The organism is Streptomyces sp. Y309 (assembly GCF_056712025.1).
In genome coordinates, this window is record NZ_CM160048.1 from 3497936 (window position 1) to 3517552 (window position 19617).

The 19617-nt window shown below is 71.0% G+C and carries 18 protein-coding genes; 11 read left to right on the forward strand and 7 right to left on the reverse strand.

Annotated features, from left to right (window positions below; translation table 11 throughout):
* Positions 1–74 precede the first annotated feature (74 nt).
* Both AC0KTA_RS13475 and AC0KTA_RS13480 read left to right on the forward strand, forming a co-directional pair.
* Positions 75–488 (forward strand): ATP-binding protein, encoded by a 414-nt coding sequence (locus AC0KTA_RS13475; protein WP_481055364.1) that lies wholly within the window; start codon positions 75–77, stop codon positions 486–488.
* Positions 485–826 carry a Uma2 family endonuclease gene (locus tag AC0KTA_RS13480; protein ID WP_481055365.1) on the forward strand — a complete coding sequence of 114 codons (342 nt, stop codon included), beginning with the start codon at positions 485–487 and terminating at the stop codon, positions 824–826. Before AC0KTA_RS13475 ends, AC0KTA_RS13480 begins: the two co-directional genes overlap by 4 nt.
* 56 nt (positions 827–882) lie before the next feature.
* Here AC0KTA_RS13480 and AC0KTA_RS13485 read toward each other — a convergent pair whose 3' ends face one another.
* Positions 883–1503: a hypothetical protein gene (locus tag AC0KTA_RS13485; RefSeq protein WP_481055366.1), complete on the reverse strand. Its 621-nt coding sequence runs from the start codon at positions 1501–1503 to the stop codon at positions 883–885.
* Between the two features lie 327 nt (positions 1504–1830).
* On the opposite strand from AC0KTA_RS13485, the gene AC0KTA_RS13490 reads away from it, so the two are divergent.
* A complete protein-coding gene (locus AC0KTA_RS13490; protein WP_481055367.1) occupies positions 1831–2493 on the forward strand; it encodes a hypothetical protein in 663 nt (220 codons plus the stop codon).
* 113 nt (positions 2494–2606) lie between these two features.
* Here the strand turns inward: AC0KTA_RS13490 and AC0KTA_RS13495 are convergent, their stop codons facing one another.
* The 4 genes from AC0KTA_RS13495 to AC0KTA_RS13510 all read right to left on the reverse strand — a co-directional run bounded on the left by AC0KTA_RS13495 (position 2607) and on the right by AC0KTA_RS13510 (position 6643).
* Positions 2607–4100 (reverse strand): GntP family permease, encoded by a 1494-nt coding sequence (locus AC0KTA_RS13495; protein WP_481055368.1) that lies wholly within the window; start codon positions 4098–4100, stop codon positions 2607–2609.
* 151 nt (positions 4101–4251) lie between these two features.
* A complete protein-coding gene (locus AC0KTA_RS13500) occupies positions 4252–4662 on the reverse strand; it encodes a RidA family protein (protein ID WP_481055369.1) in 411 nt (136 codons plus the stop codon).
* 8 nt (positions 4663–4670) lie between these two features.
* Positions 4671–5432, reverse strand: coding sequence for an IclR family transcriptional regulator (locus tag AC0KTA_RS13505; protein WP_481055370.1), 762 nt, complete (start codon positions 5430–5432; stop codon positions 4671–4673).
* Complete coding sequence (locus AC0KTA_RS13510) at positions 5429–6643, reverse strand: sugar kinase (protein WP_481055371.1); 1215 nt, start codon at positions 6641–6643, stop codon at positions 5429–5431. The genes AC0KTA_RS13505 and AC0KTA_RS13510 overlap by 4 nt, the downstream gene beginning before the upstream one ends.
* Before the next feature lie 168 nt (positions 6644–6811).
* Here AC0KTA_RS13510 and AC0KTA_RS13515 point away from each other — a divergent pair, with 168 nt between their 5' ends.
* Together AC0KTA_RS13515 and AC0KTA_RS13520 are read left to right on the forward strand one after the other, a co-directional pair.
* On the forward strand, positions 6812–8203 hold the full coding sequence (locus AC0KTA_RS13515; RefSeq protein WP_481055372.1) for an alanine racemase: 1392 nt from the start codon (positions 6812–6814) through the stop codon (positions 8201–8203).
* Between the two features lie 461 nt (positions 8204–8664).
* Positions 8665–10302 (forward strand): N-acyl-D-amino-acid deacylase family protein, encoded by a 1638-nt coding sequence (locus AC0KTA_RS13520; RefSeq protein ID WP_481055373.1) that lies wholly within the window; start codon positions 8665–8667, stop codon positions 10300–10302.
* Positions 10303–10357: 55 nt separating this feature from the next.
* On the opposite strand, the gene AC0KTA_RS13525 is transcribed toward AC0KTA_RS13520, so the two are convergent.
* Entirely contained in the window at positions 10358–11239 is an 882-nt protein-coding gene (locus tag AC0KTA_RS13525; RefSeq protein WP_481055374.1) for a S1 family peptidase, read from the reverse strand.
* Between the two features lie 213 nt (positions 11240–11452).
* Here AC0KTA_RS13525 and AC0KTA_RS13530 point away from each other — a divergent pair, with 213 nt between their 5' ends.
* Together AC0KTA_RS13530 and AC0KTA_RS13535 are read left to right on the forward strand one after the other, a co-directional pair.
* Entirely contained in the window at positions 11453–12664 is a 1212-nt protein-coding gene (locus AC0KTA_RS13530; RefSeq protein ID WP_481055375.1) for a pyridoxal phosphate-dependent aminotransferase, read from the forward strand.
* An 89-nt stretch (positions 12665–12753) separates the two neighbouring features.
* On the forward strand, positions 12754–13170 hold the full coding sequence (locus tag AC0KTA_RS13535; protein ID WP_481055376.1) for an SCO4983 family protein: 417 nt from the start codon (positions 12754–12756) through the stop codon (positions 13168–13170).
* 222 nt (positions 13171–13392) lie between these two features.
* Here AC0KTA_RS13535 and AC0KTA_RS13540 read toward each other — a convergent pair whose 3' ends face one another.
* On the reverse strand, positions 13393–15252 hold the full coding sequence (locus tag AC0KTA_RS13540; protein ID WP_481055377.1) for a phosphoenolpyruvate carboxykinase (GTP): 1860 nt from the start codon (positions 15250–15252) through the stop codon (positions 13393–13395).
* A 295-nt stretch (positions 15253–15547) separates the two neighbouring features.
* Here AC0KTA_RS13540 and trhA point away from each other — a divergent pair, with 295 nt between their 5' ends.
* The 4 genes from trhA to AC0KTA_RS13560 all read left to right on the forward strand — a co-directional run bounded on the left by trhA (position 15548) and on the right by AC0KTA_RS13560 (position 19469).
* Entirely contained in the window at positions 15548–16276 is a 729-nt protein-coding gene (gene trhA, locus AC0KTA_RS13545; RefSeq protein ID WP_481055378.1) for a PAQR family membrane homeostasis protein TrhA, read from the forward strand.
* 146 nt (positions 16277–16422) lie between these two features.
* Positions 16423–17979 carry an MFS transporter gene (locus tag AC0KTA_RS13550; protein WP_481055379.1) on the forward strand — a complete coding sequence of 519 codons (1557 nt, stop codon included), beginning with the start codon at positions 16423–16425 and terminating at the stop codon, positions 17977–17979.
* A 4-nt stretch (positions 17980–17983) separates the two neighbouring features.
* Positions 17984–18646 (forward strand): TetR/AcrR family transcriptional regulator, encoded by a 663-nt coding sequence (locus AC0KTA_RS13555; protein ID WP_481055380.1) that lies wholly within the window; start codon positions 17984–17986, stop codon positions 18644–18646.
* A gap of 40 nt (positions 18647–18686) precedes the next feature.
* The gene (locus AC0KTA_RS13560; protein WP_481055381.1) at positions 18687–19469 is read left to right on the forward strand and encodes a Mut7-C RNAse domain-containing protein; all 783 of its coding nucleotides are present in this window, start codon (positions 18687–18689) and stop codon (positions 19467–19469) included.
* Positions 19470–19617 lie beyond the last annotated feature (148 nt).

Consider the following 19617-nt stretch of genomic DNA (forward strand, 5'->3'; position numbering starts at 1 on the left):
AGCCCTCACCCACACGAGGGAATTGACACCGATTTTCTCAGGATTCCGCAAAGCTTCTTTGCGTTGACCCTGGTGTGTCCCTAGGCCACCCGCCCGGAAGTACCCCCCACGACCCCCGCGCCCCCGGCATCGCCCGCGCCACCCTCCGCACCGTCCTCGCGACGTACGGCCTCGCCGAACTCTCCCCGACCATCGAGCTGGTGGCCGCCGAGATGCTGAACAACGCCCACCTCCACACGGAGGGCCCCTACGCCCTTCGCCTCCGCTCGGCCGAGCCGTCACGTGTACGTGTGTCCGTCTGGGACTCCAGCCCTCAGCTCCCGCCCGGTTTCAGCGGCCCCCTCGGCCACGTGTCACCGACTCCGCGTGGGAAGCACGCGGGCGTGATCTACCGACTGGAGGAGTCGGTCCGGCCGCAGCTGCCGCCCGAGTTGGTGGCGGTGGAGATGGCGTCCATCCCGCTGCCGACGACCCCGACGACTACGTGACGCCGGACCTCCTCGTGTGCCCCGAGGCCTTCCTCGCCTCGGAAGACTGGCTGCTCGATCCGCAGGACGTGGAACTCGCCGTCGAGGTCATCTCCCAGTCGGAGAAGTCCAGGGAGATCGCCGACAGGAATGACTGGTACGCCGTCTCCGGAGTGAGGGCCCTTCTGGTCATCGACCCCCGGCACGGCACTTGGGCACTGCACACACGTCCCGGGAACGGCGCATACCAGGACGCGGTACGCGGCAAGTACGGCGAGACCGTGCCCCTCCCCCAGCCCCTCGGCTTCCACGTCGCGACGGACCGCTTCCCGTTGTACGGGGACCAGCCGCGCGGCTGACACCGTCGCGTACGTGGACAGATCGCCCCGCAGCGACGGCAACGGGGCGCCCCCCTCTACGACGTCGCCGGGGACTTGCGAGCCGAGGTCACCTGGCAGGAGTAGACGAGCCGGTCGTTGGTGCGGTACGAGGCGTGCATCTTGACGGTCCGGTCGCCGCCCGAGGAGACGGTCACCGTGTTGGGCTGGTAGGCGATGGTCCTGCTCGCGACCGCGGAGGTGGGGGACTGGCCGACCTTGAACGCCACCGAGAAGGAGTACCGGAAGGCCTGGTCGGTGGAGGAGTTCTGGATGTCGACGTCATAGGTGATCCGCCCGGTGCTGCGCTCGTAGCGGCAGTTCTGGCCGATCACCTCGCCGATGGCGCTCGGGTTGTACGTCGGACGGCCGCCGCTGCCGCCACCGGAGGTGAGCCCGCCCGAGCCACTGGAACCACCGGAGCTCAGCCCGCCGGAGCCACTGGAGCCACCGGAGCCGCCCGACGAGGTGCCCGGGGCGTCGGGCAGTCCGCTGGGCCTCGGCGAGAGCGAAGGATTCGGCAGGGTCGGCATGGTCGGCGGCGCGGGTGCGTCACCGCCTCCGAAGGCCTTGTCCTCCGGGTCGTCGGTGCAGCCGGCGAGCACGGCGACGGCGGTGAGAGCGAGAGTGGCAGCGCCGACGGCGCGACGAACACGCATGTACTGATCCCCCGAGTACTGAATTTTTCCGACAGTTCACACAGAGCCCACAGTTCACGCGGAGTGGACGGTGCGAACGAATGCTTGAAAGGCGGAGAGCCCCGGGCAGGCTATCCGATCGCTCCCGGAAATCCGTCGGCGTTCGCACCTGAAGCACGCCCGAAGCACGCCCGTAGCAGGCCCGTTGTGCTCCCGTGTCCGTCCTGTAGCTCGCCCCGACGGAACAAGGCCGCTCTCCGTCTCGGGCCCCATAACAGCCCGGACCCCTTGGTACCTTGACCGCTCACGCACTCATGTGCCGGGAACACATCCACCATCGGGGGACTCATGAGCCAGCCCTGGCAGCCACAGCCACCGCAGTACAACCAGTACGGCCAGCCCGTCCAGCCGCCCGCACCACCGCATCAGCAGCAGCCGGGATACGGCTATCCGGGCCCGGGTCAGCCGATGGCCCCAGGTCAGCCCATGGGCCCCTACCCTCCCCAGCAGCCGATGCAGCCCGGCGGCTACCCCTACGCACCCGGCTTCCCGCCCCCCGGCGGCGGCGCGCGGCCGGGCAAGGCCTTCTTCCTGTCCCTGCTCGTCTCGGCAGGCCTCGGACTGGCCTACGCGGGCCTGCTGCTCGCCAGCCACGAGGACCTCTCACGGGTGGGGCTCCAGGCCGGCTATCTGGTCTGTGCCGGGGCGCTCGCGGTGGGCGTGGGCATGGTGACCGGCCGCACGGGCGGCCGCGGCGCCGGACCGCACGTCTGGGCCGCCGTCCTCGCCGGGCTCGGCGCGTACCTCGGCGTCGCCAACGGCTACGTGTTCACCCTGCTCGACGTCGGCGGCACCGACCTGCTGGAAGCGATGCTGGACAACGAGCCCATGGCTCCGCACAAGTTCTGGTGGAAGCGCCTCAACGGCGGCATCGCCCTCGCAGGCCTGGCCGTGGCCATGGGCGGCGCCTACGGCGTGGCCCGCGCGATCAGCAAGAAGCAGCCGTACTAGAGGGAGTTGGGGCACCTTCCAGTAGGCGGTACGTGAAGGGGGCGCGCGGCCGGATCGCCGGGCGCCCCCTTCGCGTACCGCCAGATACTGGAGGTACGGCACCGGATGGACGGCTAGACGAACAGACTCACCACCGCCGCCACCGCGAACCCCGCCACCGAGAGGACCGACTCCAGGACCGTCCAGGTCTTGAGGGTGTCGCGTTCCGAGATGCCGAAGTACTTGGCGACCATCCAGAAGCCGCCGTCGTTGACGTGGGAGGCGAAGATGGAGCCCGCGGAGATGGCCATGATGACCAGGGCCGTGAAGGCGTTGGAGTAGTCGCCCTCGGCGAGGAGGGGGGCGACGATGCCCGCGGTCGTGACGATCGCGACCGTCGCCGAGCCCTGGGCCACGCGCAGGACCAGGGAGATCAGGTACGCCAGGACGATGATGGGCAGGCCCACGTCGTGGAAGGTGTCGGAGAGGGCCTGGGCGACGCCGCTGCCCTTGAGGACCGCGCCGAAGATGCCGCCCGCGCCGACCACCAGGAGGATGTTGCCGACGGGCTTCAGGGACGAAGTCGACACCGTTTCCAGGGACTTGCGGGACCAGCCGCGGCGGATGCCGAGCAGGTAGTACGCCATCATCAGGGCGATCGTGAGCGCCACGAAGGGGTTGCCGAAGAATTCGATCACGCTGCGCGCGGTCGACGGGTCGAAGGCGATCGAGGAGAACGTTGCCAGGAGGATCAGGACCAGGGGCGTGCCGATGATCAGGAACACCGTGGCGAGCGGGACCGGCTTCTCCTGGGGCTCACGGCCCGCCGCCCGCTGCTCGGCGGCCACCGCCGCCTTCGCCTCCGCCGCCGCCTCGACCATGTCCTGCGGCACGGCGACGAAGATGCGCTTGCCGATCCAGGCCGAGAAGACCCACGCGGCGAGGACGGCCGGGATGCCGCAGACGATGCCCATGAGGATGACCCAGCCGAGGTCGACCTTCAGCAGACCCGCCGCGGCCACCGGGCCGGGGTGCGGCGGCAGGAACGCGTGGGTCATCGACAGGCCGGCCAGGAGCGGCAGGCAGTAGAGCAGGATCGACTTGCCGCTGCGCTTGGCCGCCGCGTACACGATCGGCGCGAGGACGAAGATGCCCACGTCGAAGAAGACGGGGACGCCGAAGATCAGGCCCGTCAGGCCCATGGCCAGTGGCGCGCGCTTCTCGCCGAACAGGCCCAGGAGGCGGGAGGCCAGGACTTCCGCGCCGCCCGAGACCTCGAGGATCGCGCCGAGCATCGTGCCGAGGCCGATGATGATCGCCACATGGCCGAGGATGCCGCCCATGCCCGACTCGATGAGCGAGACCGCGTCCGACTTCTGGACGGTGCCGAAGAGTTCGGTGACGGAGAGGCCCGCCGCCAGGCCGACGGCTATGGAGACCGCGAGCAGCGCGACGAACGGCTGCAGCCTGACTTTGATGATCAGGAAGAGGAGCAGGAGGATGCCGAGGGCCGCGACGGTCAGCAGGCCCGCCGTGCCGTCGATCAGGGCCATCAGGCCGCCGGTGTGGGGCGGGACCTCTGGTGGTGGGGCGGTGGCCGCGAGGGTCGCGGAGGGGGACGGGGACATCGTTGACCTCGTACTCGTAAGTGCAGTAAGTGCATGGGGCTTTCTGGGCAGGTCTGCCTGGGCAGGGGGGATCGCGGCGCGGCGCCCCGGGGGTGTGGGCGCCGCGCCGTGACGACGTGCGGCTTGCGCGTGGAGGGGGAGGTAGCGACCGTCAGCCGAGTACGGCCAGCGCGTCGATCTCGATGAGCAGGCCCTTGGGCAGGCCGACGTACACCGTGGTGCGGGCGGCGGGCGGAGCCGTGAGCTGCTGCTCCTCGAAGTACGCGTTGTAGATCTGGTTCATCTCCGCGAAGTGGTCGACGTCCGTGAGGTAGACGCGCAGCATCATCACGTCGTCCCAACTGGCGCCGCCCTCTTCGAGGATGGCCTTGACGTTGGCGAGGGTCTGAAGGGTCTGCTCGCGCAGGGTCGGGCCCGCGGGAGTCGGGGCCTGGCCCTCGACCGCAGGGAGGAAGCCGACCTGGCCCGCGACCTGAAGGATGTTGCCCTTCTTGACGCCGTGCGAGAACTTCGCGGGCGGGGCGGTGTGGGTGGCCGGGGTGATCGCGGTCTTCTCGCTCATGAGCCTTCTCAGCTTTCTTCCTTGATGGGGGCCTTGCCGGAGTACTCCCGGCTGATCGCTTCCGCGGTGCGGCGCACCGCCGGGAGCAGGGTGAGGAGTTCCTCGGCCGTGACGACGACGTTCGGCGCGGACACCGACATGGCGGCGACCACCCGGCCGTCCGCGCCCCGGATGGGCGCGCCGACGCAGTTGATGGACTCCTCGTGGCCGCCGAGATCGGTGGCCCAGCCCTGTTCGCGCACCAGCGCCAGTTCCTTGAGGAAGGCGGCGGCGTTGGGCGTCGAACGGGACGTGTACGCGGGATAGTCGAGCTTCTCCGCGACAGCGCGCCGCTCGGCCTCGGGGAAGTCGGCGAGCAGCAGCTTGGCGACAGCGGCGACGGTGATGGCGACCGGCTTGCCGATGCGCGAGTACATCCGCACCGGATAGCGGCTCTCGACCTTGTCGATGTAGAGGACCTCCTGCTCCTCGTACACCGCGAGGTGGACGGTGTGGCCGCACTTCTCGTTGAGCGCGAGGAGGTGGGGGTGCGCGATCTCGCGTACGTCGAGGTTCTCGACGGCTTCCTGTGCGAGTGCGAAGAGCCGGGCGCCGAGGCGGTAGCGCTGGTCGGACTGGCGGAAGACCAGGCCGTGTTCGTGCAGGGTGCGCAGGAGCCGCAGGGCCGTGGACTTGTGCACGCCGAGGCGGTCGGCGACCTGGCCGAGGTCGGCGGGGCCCTCGGCGAGCAGCGGCAGGATGGACAGGGCGCGGTCGACGGTCTGGCTCATGACGTACGTACCTCCTCGGAGGCCGCGGCTGTGGTCCGGGCGGAGCCGGCCGTCCGGGCGGGGTCGGCGGTGGTCCAGCCGGGGCCGAGACGCAGTCTCTCCCAGGCGGGGGTGTCCAGGGCGGCGAGCGCGTCGGCGTGGTCGCGGGGCGGCGGGGTCGCGAGGTCGCCGGGGACGGTGAGGGCGGCGGCGGCCATGAGGTGGCCGTGCCTGAGGCGGCGTTCGGCGGACAGGCCGCGCAGGGTCGCGGAGAGGAACCCGGCGGCGAAGGCGTCGCCGGCCCCGACGGGCGCGACGACGTCGACGCGCAGGGCGGGCACGAAGGTGATGGTGTCGCGGCCGGTGGCGTGGTCGGCGGCGAAGACCGTGGCGCCGTGCGCGCCCTGCTTCACGACGAGCACGGCGGGCTCGGGCAGCGCCGCGCGGATCGCGGCCGGGCCGCCGGTGACGCCCCAGGCGGTCGCGGCCTCGTCCTCGCCGGCGAAGACCAGGTCGGCGCCGCGCGCGAGGTCGAGCAGCACGTCGGCGCCGTAGCCGTCTCCGTCGCTGTCTCCGTCTCCGTCGTCGCCGCCGTCTCCGTATCCGTCGCTGTCGCCCTCTCCATCGCCGTCGCTGTCGCTGCCGCTGTCGCTGTCGCTGTCGCTGTCGCGCCACAGTCCTGGCCGGTGGTTGACGTCGAAGGAGACCAGGGAGCGGCGGCCGGGCTTGCGGTCGCACAGGTCGCGGACTAGGGCGAGGCAGTCGGCGGAGAGGGCGGGCGTGATGCCGGAAAGGTGGAGCACGCGGCCCGACCACAGGGCGTCGTACGGCATGGTCGCGGGCGACATCGCGGAGGCGGCGGAGCCCGCGCGGTAGTAGACGACCTCGTGGGTGTCGGTGCCGCGGTCGTCGGCGGTGCGGAAGTAGATGCCGGTGGGGCGGTGCGGGTCGCGGCCGACGGCGGAGGTGTCCACGCCGTACCGCCCGATCGCCTCGACCAGGTGGTCGCCGAAGCCGTCGGCGCCGACGCGGCTGATCCAGCGGGTGCGGTGGCCGGCGGCGGCCAGGGCGCAGGCCACGTTCGACTCGGCGCCGCCGATGCCGCGTTCGAAGGACGGTACGTCGGCGAGCCGCCCCGGGCGCGACGGCAGGAAGGTCACCATGGACTCGCCCAGCGCCACCACGTCGGTGTCCAGGGAGTTCGTGTCTCCGCCGCCGCCTGCTCGGGTCACGTTCGGGTCAGCCCCTCGGTCGCTTCGCTCGCTCTCCGGATCCGTTGACCCGGCGTTGGCTCGGATGTTAGACAGCAGTAAGCGACATACGCAATGAACGTTGCATATTCTGCAACGCACTCGCCGGAGGGTGTTGTGGAGCCACGCCGAGCAGCCCAGGAGGCGCCCATGGCCGCCGACAAGCCCGCCCCCGCCGACCGCCGCGCGAGCGCCCTCGCACGGCTGGCCGAGGAGCGGATCGACCACCGCTTCAAGGGGCTCCCGCCGGACGCCGACGGCATGACGGTCGGCGAGCTGGCCGCCGAGCGCCGCAACCTCTTCACCGGCGGCTTCACCACGCCCGTCCTCGCCCTGTCCGCCGAGCGCCTGGAGCACAACCTGGCGCTCATGGAGGAGTACGCGACCCGCCACTCCCTCGCCTTCGCGCCGCACGGCAAGACGTCGATGGCGCCGCGGCTCTTCGAGCGGCAGCTCTCGCACGGCGCGTGGGGCATCACCCTCGCGGTGCCCCACCAGGTGCGCGTGGCAAGGGAGTTCGGCATCGAGCGGATCTTCCTGGCCAACGAGCTCGTCGACGCGGCGGCGCTGCGCTGGCTCGCCGCCGAGCTCGACTCCGACCCCGAGTTCCGCTTCATCTGCTACGTCGACTCGGTACGCGGCGTGGAACTGATGGACGCGGCTCTCCGCTCGGCGGGCGCGCGCCGCCCCGTGGACGTCGTCGTCGAGCTCGCCGCCGGCGACGGCGCCCGCACTGGCGCGCGCACCGAGGCAGACTGCGCGGCCGTCGCCGACGCGGTCGCCGCGGTGGGGACGCTGCGGCTCGTCGGGGTCGCGGGGTACGAGGGCGAGGTGCCGGACGCCACACCCGAGCGGGTGCACGCGTGGCTGCGGCGGCTCACCGCGCTGGCCGCGGAGTTCGACGCGGCGGGGCGGTTCAAGGCTGGCGATGCTTCCGGTGCCGGATCCGGTTCCGGCGCCACTTCCGGTGGCGCTTCCGGTGCCGGTTCCGGCGACGTTCCCGGTGCCGTTGACGAGATCGTCGTCAGCGCCGGGGGGTCCGCGTGGTTCGACGCGGTGGCCGACGAGTTCGCCGCCCTCCCCCAACTGTCGCTCCCCGTCCTGAAGTTGCTCCGTTCCGGCGCGTACGTCTCGCACGACGACGGGCACTACAAGCACCTCACGCCCTTCAACCGCGTGCCCGAGGAGGGGGCCCTGCGTCCCGCCTTCCGGTTGTGGGCGCAGGTCGTGTCCCGGCCCTCGCCCGAGCAGGCCTTCGTCAACGCCGGGAAGCGGGATGCGGCGTACGACCTCGATCTGCCGGCCGCGCAGGTTGTCCGCCGCGCGGACGACGGGGCGGAGGTGGCTGCCGACGGGGTCGTCGTGACCGGGCTTTCCGATCAGCACGGGTGGCTGCGGATCGCCTCGGGCGCCGGTGTTGAGGTCGGGGACTGGGTGGGGCTCGGGCTCTCCCACCCCTGCACGTCCTTCGACAAGTGGCAGCTCATTCCTCTCGTCGAGGCGGACGGGACGGTCACGGACTACATCCGCACCTACTTCTGACCGCTGGCGTGGCTCCCCGAAGCGGGGGCTCCGCCCCCGGACCCCCGCTCCTCAAACGCCGGAGGGGCTATCTCCCCCACCCACCCGCCCTTACTACCTGCCGGAACAGCCAGCCCAGCAACATCCCAGCCCACCCCGCACGGCACATTCCCGCCCACCCCGCACACTCTCAGCCCGCACGGCACATTCCAGCCCGCACGGCACATTCCAGCCCGTCCGGCGTTTGAGGACGAGCCGCGAAGCGGCGATCAGCGGCGGCCTGTCCCACCCGCACGGAACCCCCACTCCGGCAGGGGCCTGTCCCACCCACCCAAAGCCCCCACCCCGGCAGAGGTCTGTCCCACCCACCCAAAGCCCCCACCCCGCTGGGGTCCAGGGGGCGCAGCGCCCCTGGTTTCGGGAAGGGGCGGGCTTGGGGAGCCCCGGCAGGGACCACCCACCACCCGCAGAGAGGCACCCCCATGGACCTACTCATCCGCGGCGCCCACGTCATCGACGGCAGCGGCGACGCCTCGTACAGAGCCGACGTACGCATAGCAGACGGCCGCATCGCCGAGATCCGGCGGGAGGGCGAGGGCCCCCGGCCGACGGGGACGGCGGGGGGCACGGGGACCGCGGGGACGCGGACCATCGAGGCCGACGGACTCGTCCTCAGTCCCGGCTTCATCGACATGCACGCCCACAGCGACCTCGCCCTCCTCCGCGACCCCGACCACAGCGCGAAGGCCGCCCAGGGCGTCACCCTGGAAGTCATCGGCCAGGACGGCCTGTCGTACGCTCCGGTCGACGACCGCACCCTCGCCCAGGTCCGCCAGGCCATCACGGGCTGGAACGGCGACGGCGGCGACATCGACTTCGACTGGCGCACCGTCGGCGAGTACCTGGACCGCCTGGACCGGGCGCACGGCGGCCGCGGCATCCCGGTGAACGCGGCGTACCTGATCCCGCAGGGCACGGTCCGGATGTACGCGGTGGGCTGGGACGACCGCGAGGCGACGCCGGCCGAGCTGGAGCGGATGAAGCGGCTGGTGGCGGAGGGCATGGAGGAGGGCGCCGTAGGCATGTCGTCGGGGCTGACGTACACCCCGGGCATGTACGCCAAGGACGCCGAACTCACCGAGCTGTGCCGGGTGGTGGCGGCGTACGACGGCTACTACTGCCCCCACCACCGCAGTTACGGCGCCGGCGCGCTGGCTGCGTACGAGGAGATGGTGGAGCTGACGCGCTCCGCGAACTGCCCCCTCCATCTCGCCCACGCCACCATGAACTTCGGCGTGAACAAGGGCAAGGCGCCGGACCTGCTCGCGCTGCTCGACGACGCGCTGGCCGCGGGGGCCGACATCACCCTCGACACGTATCCGTACACGCCCGGCTGCACGACGCTCGTGGCGATGCTGCCGAGCTGGGCGAGCGAGGGCGGGCCCGACGCGATTCTGTCCCGGCTCCAGGACGACGAGACGGCCGCGCGGATCCGGCACCACATGGAGGTCGTCGGCGCGGACGGGTGCCACGGCGTGCCCATCGACTGGAACACCATCGAGATCTCGGGCGTCTCCGACCCGGGGCTCGCCTCCTGCGTGGGCAAGACCATCAAGCAGTCGGCCGACATGCGCGGCGAGGAGCCGTGGGTGACGGCGCGGCGGCTGCTCATCAACGACCGGCTCGGCTCGACGATCCTCCAGCACGTCGGCCATGAGGAGAACGTGCGGGCCATCATGCGCCACCGCGTCCACACCGGCGGCAGCGACGGCATCCTGCAGGGCTTCAAGCCGCACCCGCGGGCGTACGGCACGTTCCCGCAGTATCTGGGCAAGTACGTACGGGAGTTGGGGGTGCTGTCCCTGGAGGAGTGCGTCGCGCACCTCACCTCGCGGCCCGCGGCCCGGCTGCGCCTGCCCGACCGCGGCCTCGTCCGCGAGGGCTACCGCGCCGACCTCGTCCTCTTCGACCCGGACACGGTCGCGGCGGGCTCGACCTTCGAGGCACCGCGTACGCTCCCCGTCGGCATCCCGCACGTCCTCATCGACGGCAAGCCGGTCATCGAGGACGGCCGGCGCACGGACGTCCTCGCGGGACGTGCGGTGCGCCGGACCGCCTAGTTCCGGTCCTTGAACCGGTCCCCGGTCCTCGCAGGGGTCGGGATCGGGGTCGCGGTCAGGGCTTGGGCAGGGTGCAGCCCGGACGGTTCAGGTCGATCTTGTTGCCCGCGCCGACGCACGGGACGATGGTGTAGGTCTGCTGGCCGTAGTTGATGCCCTCGCGCACGGTCACCTTGCCGTTCTCGTCGACCTCGCACGGGTTGTTGTCGGTGCAGCGCTCGCCGTTCTCATTGCCGGTGTTGTTGACGGCGACGACCTTGCCGGTCGCGTCGTCGACCACCGGCGAGCCCGACGTACCGCCGATCGTCTGGCATGCGGAGGTGTAGCGGACCGAGTCCTTCCAGGTCCAGCGGCCCTCCTTCAACTGGTAGGCGAAGCCGTCGATGTTGCACTTGTACATCCGCTTCCAGTAGCCGGACACGACCGTGATGGCCTTGCCCGCCTGCGGGTGCGCGGAGTCGAGTTCGAGCGCCTTGATGCCGTAGCGGGTCTCTATGTCCTTGTACGTGCTGGTGAGCTGGTAGAGCGAGACGTCCGTGTCGGTCATCGTGCCGTACGCGATCTTGCTGGCGCGCACGGTGCCCGCGTTGCCGCCGCTCGCGTTCAGGAGCGTGAAGCTGCGGGTCGACGCGCGGTCGACGATGACCTGGCCGGGGGCCGGGAAGCCGGTCTCCAGGCAGTGCCCGTTGGACATCACGAGCGCGGGGTCGGTCGGCTGCGAGGACGGTACGCGGACGACGGAGCCGGAACAGTTGCTGAGCGCCACGCTGCCGGCGAAGGTCACGGCCTTGGCCTTGGCCTTCGCCTTGGCCGCCGGCTGCGCGGTGGCCGTCTGCTTGTCGAGTGCCGGTGCGTCATTGCTGACGGCCGCCGCGGGTGCCGCCATCGCGCCCAGGAACAGGGTCGCGAGAGCAGCACCGACGAGAGGCTTGTTCATGTGGGGGTCCCCTCTGGATGACTAAGTGACCGAAGGTCGTTCGGTTTTGTCATGCGCATTGTTGGGGCATCCTCGGGCCGGGACAAGACCGCGTACAGCCAAGTGCGCCCCAGAGGGGCGCGGGGAACTCCCAGAACAAGCCGCACCCGCCGGACGGCAGGAGTGACCGAGCTCTCCCGCCTCAAGGCGCCCCCGCCCGATAAGCTCAAGCTCATGCAGGTGATCCAGTCGACGAAGCTCGCCAACGTCTGTTACGAGATCCGGGGCCCGGTGCTCGACGAGGCGATGCGGCTGGAAGCAGCAGGTCACCGCATCCTCAAGCTCAACACCGGCAACCCCGCGGCCTTCGGCTTCGAGTGCCCGCCGGAGATCCTGGAGGACATCCTCCGCAACGTCAGCGGGGCGCACGGGTACGGCGACGCGAAGGGCCTGCTCGCCGCGCGCCGCGCGGTGGTGATGCACAACCAGACCCTCGGCATCGAGACCGACGTCGAGCACGTCTTCATGGGCAACGGCGTCTCCGAGCTGATCGTGATGGCCATGCAGGCCCTGCTCGACGACGGCGACGAGGTCCTGGTCCCGGCGCCCGACTACCCGCTGTGGACCGCCGCCGTCTCCCTCTCCGGCGGCACCGCCGTGCACTACCGCTGCGACGAGCAGGCGGACTGGATGCCGGACCTCACCGACATCGAGCGCAAGATCACCGACCGCACCAAGGCGCTCGTGATCATCAACCCGAACAACCCCACCGGTGCGGTCTACGACGAGGCGATGATCCGCGGCCTGACCGACATCGCCCGCCGCCACAACCTCCTGATCTGCTCGGACGAGATCTACGACAAGATCCTGTACGACGGCGCGACGCACACGCCGACCGCCGCCGTCGCCCCGGACCTGCTCACGCTCACCTTCAACGGCATGTCGAAGGCGTATCGCGTGGCCGGCTACCGCGTCGGCTGGATGTCGGTCTCCGGGCCGAAGGCCCACGCCTCCTCGTACATCGAGGGCCTGACGATCCTGGCGAACATGCGCCTGTGCGCGAACATGCCGGGGCAGCACGGCGTCGTCGCCGCGCTCAGCGGGCGGCAGACCATCGGCGATCTGGTCCTGCCGGGCGGGCGGCTGCTCGAACAGCGCGACGCGGCGTACGACCTGCTGACCCAGATTCCGGGCGTGACCTGCGTCAAGCCCAAGGGCTCCCTGTATCTCTTCCCGCGTTTGGACCCGAAGGTCTTCAAGGTCAAGGACGACCGGCAGCTCGTCCTCGACCTGCTCCGCGCCGAGAAGATCATGGTGGTCCACGGCACGGGCTTCAACTGGCCGGAGCCCGACCACTTCCGGATCGTGACGCTGCCGACGGCGTCGGATCTGACGGAGGCCGTCACCCGGATCGGCACGTTCCTGGACGGCTACAGCCAGCCGTAGACCTTCGCCCAGCGCCGCTCAGCATCGCTCAACTTTAGACAGAATCTAAGCTAGGATGGTTTTCAAGCAACCCGCTTGGAGGCCATCCCATGTACGAGCCGATCCGCACCAAGTCGGTCCATGCCCTGGCCGACCCGGGCGACTTCCCGCACCGCTCCCGCGAGGAGGAGCTGGACATCCAGCTCGCCGGTCACCTCGCGGCGCTGCTCGCCGTCACCGACGAGCTGCGCGCCCTCGACGCCGATCCCGGTCTGGACGCGGCCGCCGAGAAGCTTGCCGCGCAGGTGGCGCGGCTGCGCGGAGGGGTGCCGCCCGTCCGTTCGTCGGCGGTCGCCACCGCCATCCATGAGCCGCATCTTGCCGCGCTGCACCAGCGTGCGCATGCCCTTGCCGGGCGGGCGCTGGTGGTGGCCGCGTCCCGTGCGGACACGGGGGTGGCGATTCTGGCGGCGTCGCGCATGGACGCGCACGCGGCGGCCCACTTCGTGGGCGCCGCGCAGCTCTGACCTCGGGCCCCACTATGGGGCTGCGCCCCTCTCCCCCCTCTTTCGGCCCTCCGGGCCTCGTCCTCAAACGCCGGACGGGCTGAATCCCCCCGGAGGCTGACATCGCGCCCCCCCCGGGGGGCCCACCCGACTGTTCCGGCAGGTAGTAAGGGTGGGCGGGTGGGAAAAAAACCGCGCCGGAGGCGCGGTGCCCCCCACCGCGCCGCAGCGGAAAGCGGGAGCTCAGCCCAGGCGGGCGGTCAGGGCGTGGTATTCGTCCCAGAGTTCCTTCGGGGTGTGGTCGCCGAAGGTGTTGAGGTGCTCGGGCACGAGCGCAGCCTCCTCGCGCCAGACCTCCTTGTCGACCGTGAGCAGGAAGTCCAGGTCGGCGGCGGGCAGTTCGAGGCCGTCGGTGTCGAGGGACTCGGGCGTCGGCAGGACGCCGATGGGGGTCTCGACCCCGTCCGCGCGGCCGTCGAGCCGGTCGACGATCCACTTCAGGACACGGCTGTTCTCACCGAACCCGGGCCAGACGAACTTCCCGGCCTCGTTCTTCCGGAACCAGTTCACGTAGTAGATCTTCGGCAGCTTGGACTGGTCCTTGCCCTTGGCGACGTCCACCCAGTGGGCCATGTAGTCGCCCATGTTGTAGCCGCAGAAGGGCAGCATCGCGAACGGGTCGCGGCGCAGCTCGCCGACCTTGCCCTCGGCCGCGGCGGTCTTCTCGGAGGCGACGTTCGCGCCGAGGAAGACGCCGTGGTTCCAGGTGAAGGACTCGGTGACCAGCGGGACGGCGGAGGCGCGGCGGCCGCCGAAGAGGATCGCCGAGATCGGCACGCCCTTGGGGTCCTCCCACTCGGGCGCGATGATCGGGCACTGGGACGCCGGGACGGTGAAGCGGGCGTTGGGGTGGGCGGCCGGGGTCTCGGAGTCCGGCGTCCAGTCGTTGCCCTTCCAGTCTGTGAGGTGCTTGGGCTGCTCCTCCGTCATGCCCTCCCACCAGATGTCGTTGTCGTCGGTGAGGGCGACGTTGGTGAAGACCGAGTTGCCCCAGAGCGTCTTCATCGCGTTGGCGTTGGTGTGCTCGCCGGTGCCGGGCGCGACGCCGAAGAAGCCTGCCTCGGGATTGATGGCGTACAGACGGCCGTCCTCGCCGAACCGCATCCAGGCGATGTCGTCGCCGATGGTCTCGACGGTCCAGCCGGAGATCGTGGGCTCCAGCATCGCGAGGTTCGTCTTGCCGCAGGCAGAGGGGAAGGCCGCGGCGACGTACTTCGACTCGCCCTGCGGCGGCGTCAGCTTGAGGATCAGCATGTGCTCGGCGAGCCAGCCCTCGTCGCGCGCCATGACGGAGGCGATGCGCAGGGCGTAGCACTTCTTGCCGAGCAGGGCGTTGCCGCCGTAGCCGGAGCCGTACGACCAGATCTCGCGGGACTCCGGGAAGTGCGAGATGTACTTCGTGGAGTTGCAGGGCCAGGGGACGTCCGCCTGGCCGGGCTCCAGCGGGGCGCCCAGGGTGTGCACGGCCTTCACGAAGAAGCCGTCCTCGCCGAGCTCGTCCAGGACCGGCTGCCCCATGCGGGTCATGGTGCGCATGGACACGGCGACGTACGCGGAGTCGGTGATCTCGACGCCGATCGCGGACAGCGGCGAGCCGAGCGGGCCCATGCAGAACGGCACGACGTACATGGTCCGGCCGCGCATCGAGCCACGGAAGATCCCGCCCCGACCGTCTTCGCCGCCCTCGCCGGCGAAGATCTCCCGCATCTCCGCGGGGGCCTTCCAGTGGTTGGTGGGCCCGGCGTCCGCCTCCTTCTCGGAGCAGATGAACGTGCGGTCCTCGACGCGCGCGACGTCGGTCGGGTCGGAGGCCGCGTAGTAGGAGTTGGGCCGCTTGATCGGGTCCAGCTTCTTGAAGGTGCCCTTGGCCACGAGCTCCTCGCACAGGCGCTCGTACTCGGCCTCGGAGCCGTCACACCAGACCACACTGTCCGGCTGGGTCAGTTCGGCGATCTCGTTCACCCAGGAGACGAGCTCCTGGTGGTCGGTGGGGACGGTCCCCAAGGACTGCACTGACGGGGGAGCCGCGATATCGCGCGCCACGATTGCTCCTATACGAGGGTTTTTGTGGTTGGGGCCCCGTGGGGGCTGCGACCCGGATGCTTCACTGCTTCGAACTCATGGGCGCTCATCCGGTGCCGACCGCACTCATTTGATCATCCGACGCGTTTGCGCATCTGTCCAGAGTGCCTCACACCTGAGCGGCGTGAGCATTGCCACTCGCTCTTCCCGCATCCGGTCACGCTCACACCCGTGACCCGTGACCCTCGCCACTTGTAACCTTCAGGTGCGTCGGCTTTGATACCTAACTTACGGTTCCGTAGGTACGATGCCGCTCATGACCGCACCCGTCCCCGACGCGATCGCGAACTCCCCCGCAGGCGCCCCGGATCCGGGCGCGGCCCGCGCGTCCACGCCTGCGCCCGCCGATCCGGCGAAACCCAAGCTGCGCGGCTGGCTACACGCGGGCATGTTCCCCGCGGTAGTGATCTCGGGCGTCTTCCTGACCGCCCTCGCGGACTCCACGCGCGGCCGCATAGCCTGCGGGATCTACGTCCTCACGGCCTGCCTGCTGTTCGGCGTGAGCGCGCTCTACCACCGCGGCAACTGGGGTCCGCGCGCGGACGGAGTGCTGCGCAGACTCGACCACGCCAACATCTTCCTGATCATCGCGGGGACGTATACGCCCCTGACCCTGCTGCTCCTGCCGGACGCCAAGGGCCAGTGGCTGATGTGGGGCATCTGGGCGGCGGCCGCCGCGGGCATCGTCTTCCGCGTCTTCTGGGTCGGCGCCCCCCGCTGGCTCTACACCCCGTGCTATCTCGCGATGGGCTGGGCCGCCGTCTTCTTCCTGCCCGACTTCCTGCGCACGGGCGGCATCGCGGTCCTCGTCCTGGTCATCGTCGGCGGCCTCCTCTACAGCGCGGGCGGCGTGGTCTACGGCTTCAAACGCCCCAACCCCTCCCCCCGCTGGTTCGGCTTCCATGAGGTCTTCCACTCCCTCACGCTGGCGGCGTTCGCTGTGCATTACGTGGGGATCTCGCTGGTCGCGTACCAACACGCATGATTCACCCCTCCCCTCCGGGGCCGCGGCTTGCGCCGCGGCCCCCTTTTTGTTGGCGCCAGAACAACCCGCGCCCGCCGAACAACAAGCCCCATCGAGCTCTCAGTCGATATTGACAGCGAGCACCTTTTGAGAGCTACTCTCATTTCATGTCCACTGTCACCTCGCCGGACGGCGCACGGCAGGACCCCCGCCGCTGGCTGGCGCTCGGCGCCCTCGTCGCGAGCATGCTCGTGCTCGGCTTCGACCTGACGATCCTCAATGTCGCGCTGCCGACGATGGCCGATCAGCTGGACGCGAGCACCGGCGAACAGCAGTGGATGGCGGACGCGTACGTCGTGGTGTTCGCGGCGCTGATGCTGCCCGCCGGGCTGCTCGGGGACCGGTTCGGGCGGCGCCGGATGCTGGTCGTGGGGCTCGGGATCTTCCTCGTCGGCTCGCTGATCGGCACGCTCGTCGGCTCCGTCGCGCTGGTCGTCGTGGCGCGTGCCGTCATGGGGCTCGGAGCGGCCCTGGTGATGCCGCTCGCGATGGCCGTGCTGCCCGCGCTCTTCGGTCCCGGCGAACGCACCAAGGCGATCGGCATCGTCTCGGCCGCCTCCGCGCTCGGCGTGCCGCTCGGGCCCATCATCGGCGGCTTCCTGCTCGACCACTTCTGGTGGGGCTCGATCTTCCTGGTCAACGTCCCGATGGTCGCCATCGGCATCACCGCGTGCGTCCTGCTGCTCCCCGAGACCCGCGACCCGTCCGCGCCGAAGGTCGACGCCCTCTCCACCGCGCTCACCGCGACCGGCCTCGCCGCCCTCGTCTACGGGATCATCGAAGCCCCCGGCCGGGGCTGGTCCGACCCGCTCGTGATCGGCGCGCTTGCCGCCGCCGTGGTCCTCATCGGCGCGCTGGTGCTGCGCGAGCGCCGCCTCGTACGCCCCATGCTCGACCTGTCGCTCCTCGCCCACCGCGGCTTCCTGCTCAACACCCTCGCGGCGACGCTCGTGATGTTCGTGCTCGCGGGCCTGATGTTCGTGCTGCCGCCCTACCTCCAGGCCGTCCTCGGCAACGACGCCCTCGGCACCGGGCTGCGGATGCTGCCGCTGATGGGCGGGCTCATGGTCGCGGCCAAGGGCACCGAGCCGCTCGTACGCCGCTTCGGCTCGCCGGCCCTGATCAGCGCGGGCCTGACGGCCCTGGCCTTCGCCGCGATCCTCGGCAGCCGCACGACGGCCGACTCCGGCTACGGCTTCACCGCGCTGTGGCTGTCGATCGCCGGGCTCGGCTTCGGCTTCGCGGTCGTGCCGGCCATGGACGCGGCGCTGGGCGCGCTGCCGGTGGACCGGGCCGGGTCGGGCTCCGGACTGCTGATGACGGTACGTCAGGTGGGCAGCGCCATCGGCATCGCGCTGCTCGGCTCGCTCCTGTCCGGCGTGTACGCGGACCGGCTCGACACCGGCGGCCTGCCGGGCCCCGCGGCCGAGGCGGCGGGCGATTCGGTGGTGGCCGCGCACCTGGTGGCCGAGCGGGCCGCCGCGCCCGGGCTCGTCGAGTCCGCCAACGACGCGTACGTGCACGGCATGGACGTCGTCCTGGTGGTCAGCGGCATCGCGGCGCTGGTGGCCGCGCTGCTGGTGGCCGCGCTGCTGCCCCGCTCCGAGTCCGGCCGCGCCGACCCCGCCGACATGGCCTCCGGCCCCGCGGATGTCCGACAATGACGCCATGACGGCCGCACGCACCACCACCCCCGAGCCCCTCCCCACCCCGCTCTCCCGGGCCGGGTCCCCGGGGGGCCCGGCGGCCGGGATGGGGCTGCGGGAGCGCAAGAAGCTGAAGACGCGCATCGCGATCCGGGACGCGACGTACCGGCTGATCCGCGAGCGGGGGTACGAGGCGACGACGGTCGAGCAGATCGCGGAGGCGGCGGAGGTCTCGCCGTCCACCGTGTTCCGGTACTTCCCGACCAAGGAGGACATCGTCCTCACCGACGAGTACGACCCGCTCCTCGAGGACGACCTGCGCGCGCGGCCCGCGGACGAGCCGGTCGTGGAGTCCCTGCGGCACGTGCTGCGCCGGGCCGTGGGCCTCGGCTTCACGGAGGAGCCGGAGGTCTCGCGGCTGCGCACCAAGCTGATGGTCGAGGTGCCCGCGGTGCGCTCACGGATGCTGGAGAGCATGTCCGTGACCGGCCGGATGCTGTGCCGCGTCATCGCCGACCGCACCGGCCGCGACGCCGACGACCTGGAGGTCAGGACGTTCTCGATGGCCCTGATCGGCGCGCTCACCGAAGCGACGGCGTACTGGGCCGAGCACGATCACGAGGACGACCTGGCCGAGCTGGTGGACCGCACCCTGGACATGCTGTCGACGGGATTCAGGGCCTGATCAACGCCGTCGCGCGGGCCCGCCGCCATATCCTGGCCGGATGAACGGTCCGGAGATCCTCGTCGACTTCGCCCCCGACCTCGCGCTCTTCGTCGCGCACCAGCGCCGGGAAGGGCCCACCACGGCGGTCACCGACGGCGCGTCCACGCTCGGGCACGTCGTGGAGTCCCTCGGCGTGCCGCTCACGGAGGTCGGGGCGCTCGTCGTGGACGGCCGCGAGGTGCCGGCCGCGCATGTGCCGGCGGCCGGGCAGCGGGTCGAGGTGCGGGCCGTGCCCCGGCCGCAGCGGGTGCGGCCCGACGAGGCCCCCGAGGAGCCGCTGCGCTTCCTCCTCGACGTCCATCTGGGCACGCTGGCGCGGCGGCTGCGGCTGCTCGGCGTGGACGCGGCGTACGAGAGCACGGACATCGGCGACCCCGCGCTCGCCGCGAAGTCCGCCGCCGAGCGGCGAGTGCTGCTCAGCCGGGACCGGGGGCTGCTGCGGCGGCGGGAGCTGTGGGCGGGCGCGTACGTGTACAGCGACCGGCCCGACGACCAGCTCAGCGACGTCCTCGAAAGGTTCGCGCCGCCGCTGCGGCCGTGGACGCGGTGCACCGCCTGCAACGGAGCCCTGCGGGCGGCCAGCAAGGAGGAGGTCGCGGAGCGGCTCGAAGGGGGGACGCGCGGGGCGTACGACGTGTTCGCGGAGTGTGGGGCCTGCGGCCGCGTGTACTGGCGGGGCGCCCACCACGAACGCCTCCAGTCGATTGTCCGCCAGGCCGTGGCCGGGGTGCGGGGGGACGTTCCCCTCGACCCCGGGTGGGGCACCGCCGAATCGCGCTGACGCGCTCGTCCTCAATCGCCGGACGGGCTTTCCCCCCACCCGCCCACCCTTACTACCTGGCCAAATGCTCCCGGCGAGGTCGTTTCAGCCCGTCCGGCGTTTGAGGACGAGGCCCGGAGGGCCGAAAAGGCGGGGGAAAGGGGGCGCA

What these genes read in the sequence shown, in the direction of transcription:
- AC0KTA_RS13485 (WP_481055366.1), bottom strand. Translation starts at nt 1,503, where the DNA reads ATGCGTGTTCGTCGCGCCGTCGGCGCTGCCACTCTCGCTCTCACCGCC.
- AC0KTA_RS13490 (WP_481055367.1), top strand. Translation starts at nt 1,831, where the DNA reads ATGAGCCAGCCCTGGCAGCCACAGCCACCGCAGTACAACCAGTACGGC.
- AC0KTA_RS13495 (WP_481055368.1), bottom strand. Translation starts at nt 4,100, where the DNA reads ATGTCCCCGTCCCCCTCCGCGACCCTCGCGGCCACCGCCCCACCACCA.
- AC0KTA_RS13500 (WP_481055369.1), bottom strand. Translation starts at nt 4,662, where the DNA reads ATGAGCGAGAAGACCGCGATCACCCCGGCCACCCACACCGCCCCGCCC.
- AC0KTA_RS13505 (WP_481055370.1), bottom strand. Translation starts at nt 5,432, where the DNA reads ATGAGCCAGACCGTCGACCGCGCCCTGTCCATCCTGCCGCTGCTCGCC.
- AC0KTA_RS13515 (WP_481055372.1), top strand. Translation starts at nt 6,812, where the DNA reads ATGGCCGCCGACAAGCCCGCCCCCGCCGACCGCCGCGCGAGCGCCCTC.
- AC0KTA_RS13520 (WP_481055373.1), top strand. Translation starts at nt 8,665, where the DNA reads ATGGACCTACTCATCCGCGGCGCCCACGTCATCGACGGCAGCGGCGAC.
- AC0KTA_RS13525 (WP_481055374.1), bottom strand. Translation starts at nt 11,239, where the DNA reads ATGAACAAGCCTCTCGTCGGTGCTGCTCTCGCGACCCTGTTCCTGGGC.
- AC0KTA_RS13530 (WP_481055375.1), top strand. Translation starts at nt 11,453, where the DNA reads ATGCAGGTGATCCAGTCGACGAAGCTCGCCAACGTCTGTTACGAGATC.
- AC0KTA_RS13535 (WP_481055376.1), top strand. Translation starts at nt 12,754, where the DNA reads ATGTACGAGCCGATCCGCACCAAGTCGGTCCATGCCCTGGCCGACCCG.
- trhA (WP_481055378.1), top strand. Translation starts at nt 15,548, where the DNA reads ATGACCGCACCCGTCCCCGACGCGATCGCGAACTCCCCCGCAGGCGCC.
- AC0KTA_RS13550 (WP_481055379.1), top strand. Translation starts at nt 16,423, where the DNA reads ATGTCCACTGTCACCTCGCCGGACGGCGCACGGCAGGACCCCCGCCGC.
- AC0KTA_RS13555 (WP_481055380.1), top strand. Translation starts at nt 17,984, where the DNA reads ATGACGGCCGCACGCACCACCACCCCCGAGCCCCTCCCCACCCCGCTC.
- AC0KTA_RS13560 (WP_481055381.1), top strand. Translation starts at nt 18,687, where the DNA reads ATGAACGGTCCGGAGATCCTCGTCGACTTCGCCCCCGACCTCGCGCTC.